The following is an 8,768-nucleotide window of genomic DNA, read 5'->3' as shown; positions in this document are numbered from 1 at the left end:
CGACGGCGCCGCCCGCGCCGCCGACCGCGCCGCTGCAGGGTGCGGCGCGCACCGGCGTCGCCGTGGTGGGCGGCGGCTTCACCGGGCTTTCGACCGCGCTGCACCTGGCCGAGGCCGGCGTGCCCGTGACGCTGCTCGAGGCGGCCGAGATCGGCTGGGGCGCCTCGGGCCGCAACAACGGCCAGGTGATCCCGACGCTCTCGCGGCTCGACCCCGACCAGATCGTCGCCGCCGTGGCACCCGAGCATGGCGGGCGCGACAAGGGCGAGGAACTGGTCGCGCTGATCCGCGACAGCGCGGCGCTGACCTTCGACCTGATCCGCCGCCACGGCGTCGCGGCCGAGGCGGTGCAGAATGGCTGGATCCAGCCCGCGCACCGCGAAGCTCGGCTGCGGCTTTCGGAAGCGCGGGCCGAGCAATGGGGCCGCCGCGGCGCGCCGGTGCGCCTGTATTCCCGCGCCGAGATGGCTTCGCTGACCGGCACCGACCATTGGTTCGGGGGATGGGGCAATGCGACGGGCGGGCGGATCAATCCGCTCGGCCTCGCGCGCGGGCTCGCCGCGGCGGCGATCCGGGCCGGGGCGACGCTGCACACTGGCAGCCCTGTCACCGCGATCGAGAAGGGCCCCGGCGGTTGGATCGTGACGACGCCGCGCGGCACGCTCGAAGCCGAGCGCGTCGTCGTCGCCACGCACGCCTATACCGGCGATTTCTGGCCCGGGCTCAAGCGCACCATCGTGCCCGTGCGATCCTACCAGATGGCGACCTCGGTCCTGTCAGACAACATCCGCAAGACCATCCTGCCGGAAGGCCATGCGCTGTCCGACACGCGCGGCGACCTGTATTTCTATCGCTTCGACGCGAATGGGCGGCTCGTGACCGGCGGCGGGCTGATCGTGCCCTTCGGCTGGGAAGGGCGCATCCGCGCGCGGATCACCGAGCGCGTGCGCCGCGTCTTCCCGCAGATCGGCGAGGTTCGCTTCGACTATATCTGGTGGGGCTATGTCGCTGGCACGGCGGACCGCATGCCGCATGTCTACGAGCTCGCGCCGGGCGTGCTCTCCTGGACCGGCTGCAACGGGCGCGGCGTGGCGCTCGGCGTGGCACTTGGGCGCGAACTCGCCAAGGCATCGAATGGCACCGCGCTGCGCGACATCGCAGCCCCGGTCGAGACCCGCCTGCGCACGATACCCGGGCACGCCTTCCGCTCCGTCGGCATCGCGTGGAACGTCGCGAAGATGCGGCGGCTCGACGCGCGTGACTGAGGTCGCGCTCGCGACCTCGGTCCCGCCGGCGATGCGCCGGCCCGGCCCGGGTGGGGAGGATGCCGGGCCCGCTTGGCGCGATGCGTGCCTTGCCTCCTGGCCGGCGCCGGGCTGGCGCGTCCTGGCCCTGACCCCGCCCGAGGAAGCGAAGGAGGCGTGCGCGCTGCCCACGCTGGTGGAAGCCATGGAGGCCGCGCCCGGCGTTGCGGCCCGTTATGGCCGGCCCGGGGTTTGGCTGGCCGACGCCCTGGCGCGGGCTGCGGGTACGGGGGCGGAGGTGGTCGGCATCGTCAACGCCGATATCCGCCTCGATCTCTGCCCCGCGCGGCGCACGGCACTGGCGGGGCTGGCACGCGACAGCCTTGTCGCCTGCCATCGGATGGAGGTGGCGCACGCCGCCCAGGCGGAAGGCCCCTTCTACCGCTACGGCTTCGACCTTGTGCTGATGCCGGCCGCCATCGTGACCCGGCTCGATCTCGGTGACTTCGCCTTCGGCGTCCCCTGGTGGGACTACTGGATCCTGCTCGATGCAATGCTGGAGGGGATCGAGGTCTCGGTCGTCGAATGCCCCGGCGTGCGGCACCTGACGCATGGCACGGCTTGGCGCCGCGATGCGTGGCTTGCGGCCTTGCGCGAGGTCACGGCACGGATCGCGCGGCGGCGGGAGGCGCTCGCCCCGCTCGGCCTCGGCCCGGTCGCGGCGGCAACGGGGGCGATGCTGCTCGCGCTGTCGGACGCGGAGGATGAAGGCTACGGCCTGTCCGACCTCCTCGAACGGGCCGGCACGCGCTTCGGGCTCGAGATCGTGCGCGCGGCCCAGCGCAAGACGCTGAGATTGGACTGACGCACCATGGACATCGCGGCACCGCGCCGACGCTTCGTGCATGACATGTTGTTCGGCATCGACGGCAGCGGCTGGCATCAGCCCGAGCTGCGCGATGGTATCGGCTTCCGCCGCAGCGGCCCCGGGCGCCTGTCGATCCTTCGCGTCGCGCTGCCGGCCGGAAGCGGGCAAGGGGAGGCGCAACTGCTCCTCCTGCCCGACGAGCCGCTTCCGGCGCCGGCGCTGTTTCTGAACGGCCATGCGCTGGACGCGGCGTCGCGCCGCGTCGGCCCTTGCGCGGTGCTGGACTTCGCCTGGGACGAGGACGCGATGCCGGAGCCGGGCCTGGCCGAATTCTGGTTCCTGGCTGATCGGATGGAGCAGGTCCCGGCGCCGGGCGGCGGCATGCGGGCTGTCGGATTCCGTCTTTGCGCGCTCAGCCTCGAAGGCGTGGGAATCGGCCCGACGACGGCGGCGGACGCGGTCGCGCGCATCGCCGGCGAACGCTTCCTGCGGGAGGTGCTGTCCGTCGCGCCGGGGCGGTTGCGCCTCGCCTTCCGCGCGACCGAGGGCGGACGGGCGATCGAGGCCGTGGCGGAAGGCGCGCGCCTGGGGCTGACGCCCGTGCCGGAGCTCTCGATCCACCTGCGCACGGATGGCGATGCGCTGCATGTGCGCCTCGGCGCGCCCGGACGGGCGGCGTTGGCCGCGACGCTGCGCGGGGCGGGACCGCTCGTGCTGCCCAGCGCCCTGGCGCAGCGCGATTCGTTGCTGCTCGCGCGGTTCCTCGCCGCGCTGCCGGCGGCCTATGCCGGCTGGCTCGATGTCGCGATGCGCGGTGCGGCACCGGATGCGGCGCTGCTCGCTGCGTGGCGACGCGACCTCGCCCGGCTGGCAAGGGCCGCGGAATGCGCGCTCGCCCTCGCACTCGCCGATGGCCCGGCGATCTTCGCGACCGACCCCGCCTCGCCCTTCGCCTGGCCGACCGGCGGCTGAGGCCGCATCGTTCGGCCAGCGGCATCGAGTCCGCGGGCCCTTGGGCGCCAGGCGCTCGGCTCTCGCTTGCTGCGCCTTCGCCCGGCCGCCTTTCGAGCCCTGGCGCGGGTCCAGGCCTCGTGTCGCCGGTCGAGCTCAGGCCAGGACGATCCGCGCGCGATCGACGCGCGTTCTCTGCTGCGCGCCGCGCGTGCCATGCCGTTGCGCGACGGGCCGGGCGGCGCCCCGAGTGGCGACGTGCCTCCTCAGCAGGCGATCCCGCGCGCGCGGAGCGCGGCCAGGATCTCCTCCGCGCATTCGCCGGGCGTGCGGCCTTCTGTGCCGATCCGCAGTTCCGGCGCCTCGGGTGCCTCATAGGGGCTGTCGATGCCGGTGAAGTTCTTGATCTGGCCTGCCTGCGCCTTGGCGTAGAGCCCCTTCGGGTCGCGCGCCATGCAGGCCTCGATCGTGGTGTCGACGAAGACTTCCACGAATTCGCCGGGGCCGAGCAGGTCGCGCACCATCCGCCGCTCCGCCCGGAAGGGCGAGATGAAGGAGCAGAGCACGATCATCCCGGCATCGACGAACAGCTTCGCCACCTCGCCGACGCGACGGATGTTTTCCACACGGTCCTCGGCGGTGAAGCCGAGGTCGCGGCACAGCCCGTGGCGGACATTGTCGCCGTCGAGCGTGTAGGTCGGTCGCCCGGCGCGGTGCAGCGCCTGCTCGACGATGTTGGCGATGGTCGACTTGCCCGAGCCCGAAAGGCCCGTGAACCACAGGACCAGCGGCGCGTTGCCGAGCAGCGCCGCCCGGGCGGCCTTGTCGACCGTGAAGTGCTCATGGTGGATGTTCGACGCGCGCCGCAGCGGGAAGGCGACCATGCCCGCCCCGGCGGTGCGGTTGGTGAAGCGGTCCACCAGGATGAAGGCGCCGGTCGCGCGGTTGTCGGCATAGGGGTCGAGCGGCACCGGCTGCCCGGCCGAGAAGTTGCAGAAGCCGATCTCGTTCAGCGACAGCCGCCGTGCCGCATGTTCCTCGAGCGTGTTCACATCCACCCGGTGGCGGATGGAGGTGACGGAACAGGGCGTCCAGACATTGCCGATCCGCATCATGTAGGAGCGGCCGGGGAGCATCGCCTCCTCGTCCATCCACAGCAGGTGGCCGGCGAACTGGTCGGCGACTTGCGGGCGGTCGGCGGAGGTCGAGAGCACGTCCCCGCGCGCGACGTCGACTTCGTCGTCGAGCGTCAGCGTCACGGCCTGGCCGGCCTCCGCCGCGGCGAGGTCGCCATCGGCGGTCACGATGCGCGCAACGCGGGTCGACTTGCCGGAGGCCGCGACCACCACCTGGTCGCCCGGCGCGATGCGGCCGCTCGCGACGGTGCCGGCGAAGCCGCGGAAGTCGAGGTTCGGTCGGTTCACCCATTGCACCGGGAAGCGGAAGGGCCGTGCCGAGAGGTCCTGGCTGACATCGACCGTCTCAAGGTGCTCGATCAGCGCCGGGCCGTGGTACCAGGGCGTGTTGCCCGACCGCGACGTGACGTTGTCGCCGAAGCGCGCGCTGATCGGGATCGGCACGATGGAGCGGAAGCCGAGGCCCGCGGCGAAGGTCGCGTAGTCGCCGACGATGCGGTCGAAACTGCCCTCGTCGAAGCCGACCAGGTCGATCTTGTTTACCGCGACGACGATGTCGCGGATGCCCATCAGCGAGCAGATGTAGGAATGCCTGCGGGTCTGCGTGAGCACGCCCTTGCGCGCGTCGATCAGTATGACGGCGAGCGAGGCACTCGACGCCCCGGTCGCCATGTTGCGCGTGTACTGCTCATGGCCCGGCGTGTCGGCGACGATGAAGGACCGCCGCGGCGTGGCGAAGAAGCGGTAGGCGACGTCGATGGTGATGCCCTGCTGGCGCTCGGCCTCCAGCCCGTCGACGAGCAAAGCGAGGTCGATCTCCTCCCCCGTCGTGCCGTGCTTGCGGCTGTCCTTGGCGAGCGTGGCCAGCGTGTCCTCGAAGATCAGCTGGCTGTCGTACAGCAGGCGGCCGATCAACGTGGACTTGCCGTCGTCAACCGATCCGCAGGTGAGGAAGCGGAGAAGCTCGCGCGCGCCGTCCATCTCAGAAATACCCCTCGCGCTTCTTCTTCTCCATGGACGCTTCCTCGTCCGTGTCGATCAGGCGGCCCTGGCGCTCGCTCGTCTTCGCGGCGCGCATCTCGGCGATGATGTCGGGCAGCGTCGCGGCCTCGCTTTCGACGGCGCCCGAGAGCGGGTAGCAGCCGAGGGTGCGGAAGCGGACCATGCGCATCTCGGGCGTCTCGCCGGGGTTCAGCGGCAACCGGTCGTCGTCCACCATGATCCAGGTGCCGGAGCGCTTCACGACCGGCCGCCGCTTCGCGAAATAGAGCGGGACGACCGGGATGTCCTCGGCCAGCACGTAGTCCCACACGTCGTATTCGGTCCAGTTGGAGAGCGGGAAGACGCGGATGCTCTCTCCTTCCCGGATGCGCGTGTTGAACAGGTTCCACAATTCCGGCCGCTGCGCGCGCGGGTCCCAGGAATGGCCGGGCCCGCGGAAGGAGAAGATGCGTTCCTTGGCGCGGGACTTCTCCTCGTCCCGCCGCGCGCCGCCGAAGGCCGCGTCGAACCCCCATTTGTCGAGCGCCTGCTTCAGAGCCTCGGTCTTCATCACCTGCGTATGGAGCGCGGAGCCGGAATCGATCGGATTGATCCCACGGGCGATGCCTTCGGGATTGGTGTGGACGAGCAGTTCCATCCCTACGTGCTTCGCCATGGCGTCGCGGAAGGCGATCATCTCCCGGAACTTCCAGGTCGTGTCGATGTGCATCAGCGGGAAGGGCGGCTTGCCCGGCGCGAAGGCCTTCAGCGCGAGATGCAGCATCACGCCCGAATCCTTGCCGATGCTGTAGAGCATGACAGGCCTGCGGAAGGAGGCGGCGACCTCGCGGATGATGCCGATCGATTCCGCCTCGAGCCGCGCGAGGTGCGGGGTGAGGCGGCTCTTGCGCTCAATGCTCGTCACGTGCGGTCCTGGCCCTGCCTGGATGGTCCGGTTCGGATGGCGCGCGCCTCTTCCCATGTCGCCCGGCCGCGCGCAAGTTTCAGGACCGTATCGAATGGAATCGCCGCTTCCATGACTTTCACGATCGAGGAACGCGCCGCGCTCGCCGAACACTTCCTCTCGGCGGCCGAGGATGCGGGCGCACGCATCCTGGCCATATATGGCGTCGCCGCGGCGACCGAGAAGGCCGACGGCAGCCCGCTGACCGAGGCCGATCTCGCCGCCCATGACGCGATCCTGGCCGTGCTCGCGCGCCGCTGCCCCGGCATCGCGGTCGTCTCGGAGGAGGACGCGACCCAGGCGGCCGTGCCTCCCGGCGCGCCATTCATCCTGGTCGATCCGCTGGACGGCACGCGCGAATTCCTCTCCCGCAACGGGGAGTTCACGGTGAACATCGCGCTGGTCGAGCAAGGGCGGCCGGTCGCGGGCGTCGTCCTCGCGCCCGCCCTGGGCTGTACCTGGCTCGGCGTGGTCGGCGCTGGCGCCCGCAAGCGTGGCCCCGACGCGGCGGGCTGGTGCCCGATCGGCATTCGCCGACCGGTCCCGGCCGGCATCATCGCCGTCGCGAGCCGGTCCCACCGCGATGCCGCCACCGATGCCTTCCTCGCCGGCCACAGCATCGCCGGCCTGCGCGCCGTGGGCTCCTCGCTCAAATTCTGCCTGGTCGCGGAGGGGGAGGCGGATGTCTATCCGCGCTTCGGCCCGACCATGGAATGGGACACGGCCGCTGGCCACGCGGTGCTGGAAGCGGCGGGCGGCAGCGTCCTGGCGCCGGAAGGCGGCCCCTTCGCCTACGGCAAGGAAGGCTGGCGCAACGGTCCCTTCATCGCGTGGGGGGCGCCGCCCGCAGCGTGACCGCGGCCCAGGAGGTCGTCACATGCGCGGCGATCTCCTCCTACCCCTCCGAGCGGATCAGCACCTCCCCATAGATGAGCCTCCCGCGCTTGAGCAGCCGTGCCTCGGCCAGCACGGCGCCGGGCGGAAGGCGGCGCAGGAAGTGGATTGTCAGGCTCGTCGTCAGGCTTTCGTCGCGTCCGCCCGTCACGCCGAGCAGCGCCGCCCACATCGCGACATCCGCGAGGCCCATCAGCGCAGGGCCCGAGACGGTGCCGCCCGGGCGCAACAGCGCCTCCTGCCAGGGCAGGCGGCAGGTTGCCGCCCCGTCCGCGGCGGCGATCACCTCGATGCCCCAGGCGGCGGCCAGCGGCACGCCGGCATGGACGATCGCCTGGATCTCGGCGGGGGCCGGCGGGTCGACGTCCATGCGGTCATGCTCCACGATCATCCCCGCGAATGCTGCCCGACCCGCGGCGCACGCGCCACGCCGCGCCCCCGATCTGCGAAGGAGAAGACCCCATGACCGACCTGACAGGACGCGTCGCGATCGTGACCGGCGGCAGCCGCGGCATCGGCGCGGCGATCTGCCTTGCCTTCGCCCGCGCCGGCGCCGATGTCGCCTTCTGCCATCTCGACGACGCGGTCGGTGCCGCGGAAACGCTCGCCGCGATCGCCGCGGCTGGGCGGCGCGGCCATGCCGAATCGCTCGACGTGGCCGACAGCGCGCGCCTGGCCGCCTTCATCGCAGCATCCGAGGCCGCGCTCGGCCCGACCGACATCCTCGTCACGAATGCCGGCATGAACATCCGCGGCCCCTTCGAGACTCTGCCCGAAGCGACCTTCCGGCGCCTTATGGACGTGCATTTCTTCCACACCGTCGTCGCGGCCCAGGCTGTGCTGCCGGGGATGAAGGCGCGCGGCCGGGGGCGCATCATCACCGTCTCCTCCCAACTCGCCTTCAAGGGTTCGCCCAACATCGTCCCCTATTGCGCGGCGAAGGGGGCGATCCTGTCGCTGACCCGCGCGCTGGCCCTGGAAGCCGCGCCACACGGGGTGCGGGTGAACAGCATCGCGCCGGGGCCGGTCGATACCGACCTGACGCGCGCGCGCGGCGCCGAATGGCGCGCGGCGATCGAGGCGTCCCTCCCATCCGGGCGGCTTGGCCGGCCGGAGGAGATCGCCGAGACCGCCCTGCTGCTCGCCGGCCCGGGCGGTGATTTCTATATCGGCGCCTGCCTGTCGCCCAATGGCGGGGACGTGATGCATTGAGCACCGCGACGATCCGGCCGATGCGGCGCGGGGAGATCCCCCTCGCGCTCGACTGGGCGGCGGCCGAGGGCTGGAACCCGGGCCTGGCCGACGCCGATTGCTTCAACGCCGCCGACCCGGAAGGCTTCCTCGTCGCGGAGTTGGATGGCGTTCCGGTCGGCTGCGTTTCGGCCGTGCGCACCGGGGAGGATTTCGGCTTCATCGGCTTCTACATCGTCCGCCCGGCCCATCGCGGCGCGGGCCATGGCATCGCGCTCTGGCGCGCGGCCATGGCGCGGCTTGCGGGCCGGACGGTCGGGCTCGACGGCGTCGTCGCCCAGCAGGCGAACTACCGGCGATCGGGCTTCGCGCTGGCACACCGCAACGTCCGCTACGGCGCCCCGGCGCCCCGCCCGCCTGCGATCGCCGACGGGCCGGGGGTCGTCGCGGCCGCCGATGTGCCCTTCGAGGCGGTCGCCGCGCTCGACCGCCGCGTCTTCCCCGTCGCCCGCGATGGCTTCCTGCGCGGCTGGCTGGCC

9 protein-coding genes are annotated in these 8,768 nt (G+C 71.8%); 6 read left to right on the top strand and 3 right to left on the bottom strand.

The features are described from left to right. The 3 genes from HW577_RS15115 to HW577_RS15105 form a co-directional block, all read left to right on the top strand. A partial coding sequence (locus HW577_RS15115; protein WP_198376982.1) for an NAD(P)/FAD-dependent oxidoreductase occupies positions 1–1,265 on the top strand: 1,265 nt, incomplete at its 5' end. Beyond that, positions 1,258–2,109: a hypothetical protein gene (locus HW577_RS15110; protein ID WP_198376981.1), complete on the top strand. Its 852-nt coding sequence runs from the start codon at positions 1,258–1,260 to the stop codon at positions 2,107–2,109. The genes HW577_RS15115 and HW577_RS15110, both read left to right, overlap by 8 nt. Positions 2,110–2,115: 6 nt before the next feature. After that, entirely contained in the window at positions 2,116–3,084 is a 969-nt protein-coding gene (locus HW577_RS15105; protein WP_198376980.1) for a hypothetical protein, read from the top strand. Between the two features lie 245 nt (positions 3,085–3,329). Here HW577_RS15105 and cysN read toward each other — a convergent pair whose 3' ends face one another. Beyond that, a complete protein-coding gene (cysN, locus tag HW577_RS15100) occupies positions 3,330–5,180 on the bottom strand; it encodes a sulfate adenylyltransferase subunit CysN (RefSeq protein ID WP_198376979.1) in 1,851 nt (616 codons plus the stop codon). Between the two features lies 1 nt (position 5,181). Next, on the bottom strand, positions 5,182–6,105 hold the full coding sequence (cysD, locus tag HW577_RS15095; protein ID WP_408639533.1) for a sulfate adenylyltransferase subunit CysD: 924 nt from the start codon (positions 6,103–6,105) through the stop codon (positions 5,182–5,184). Positions 6,106–6,216: 111 nt separating this feature from the next. Here cysD and cysQ point away from each other — a divergent pair, with 111 nt between their 5' ends. Beyond that, positions 6,217–6,999 (top strand): 3'(2'),5'-bisphosphate nucleotidase CysQ, encoded by a 783-nt coding sequence (cysQ, locus tag HW577_RS15090; protein ID WP_198376977.1) that lies wholly within the window; start codon positions 6,217–6,219, stop codon positions 6,997–6,999. A gap of 40 nt (positions 7,000–7,039) precedes the next feature. On the opposite strand, the gene HW577_RS15085 is transcribed toward cysQ, so the two are convergent. After that, entirely contained in the window at positions 7,040–7,408 is a 369-nt protein-coding gene (locus tag HW577_RS15085; RefSeq protein ID WP_198376976.1) for a PaaI family thioesterase, read from the bottom strand. Positions 7,409–7,500: 92 nt separating this feature from the next. On the opposite strand from HW577_RS15085, the gene HW577_RS15080 reads away from it, so the two are divergent. Together HW577_RS15080 and HW577_RS15075 are read left to right on the top strand one after the other, a co-directional pair. Then, the gene (locus HW577_RS15080) at positions 7,501–8,250 is read left to right on the top strand and encodes an SDR family NAD(P)-dependent oxidoreductase (protein ID WP_198376975.1); all 750 of its coding nucleotides are present in this window, start codon (positions 7,501–7,503) and stop codon (positions 8,248–8,250) included. Further along, positions 8,247–8,768: GNAT family N-acetyltransferase (locus HW577_RS15075; protein WP_232474960.1), on the top strand; the 522-nt coding region annotated here is incomplete at its 3' end. The genes HW577_RS15080 and HW577_RS15075, both read left to right, overlap by 4 nt.

The sequence above is a fragment of the Neoroseomonas rubea genome (assembly GCF_016106015.1).
Lineage (GTDB): Bacteria > Pseudomonadota > Alphaproteobacteria > Acetobacterales > Acetobacteraceae > Neoroseomonas > Neoroseomonas rubea.
The sequence above is the reverse complement of the archived record's forward strand: the minus strand, read 5'-3'. Positions and strand labels throughout refer to the sequence as shown.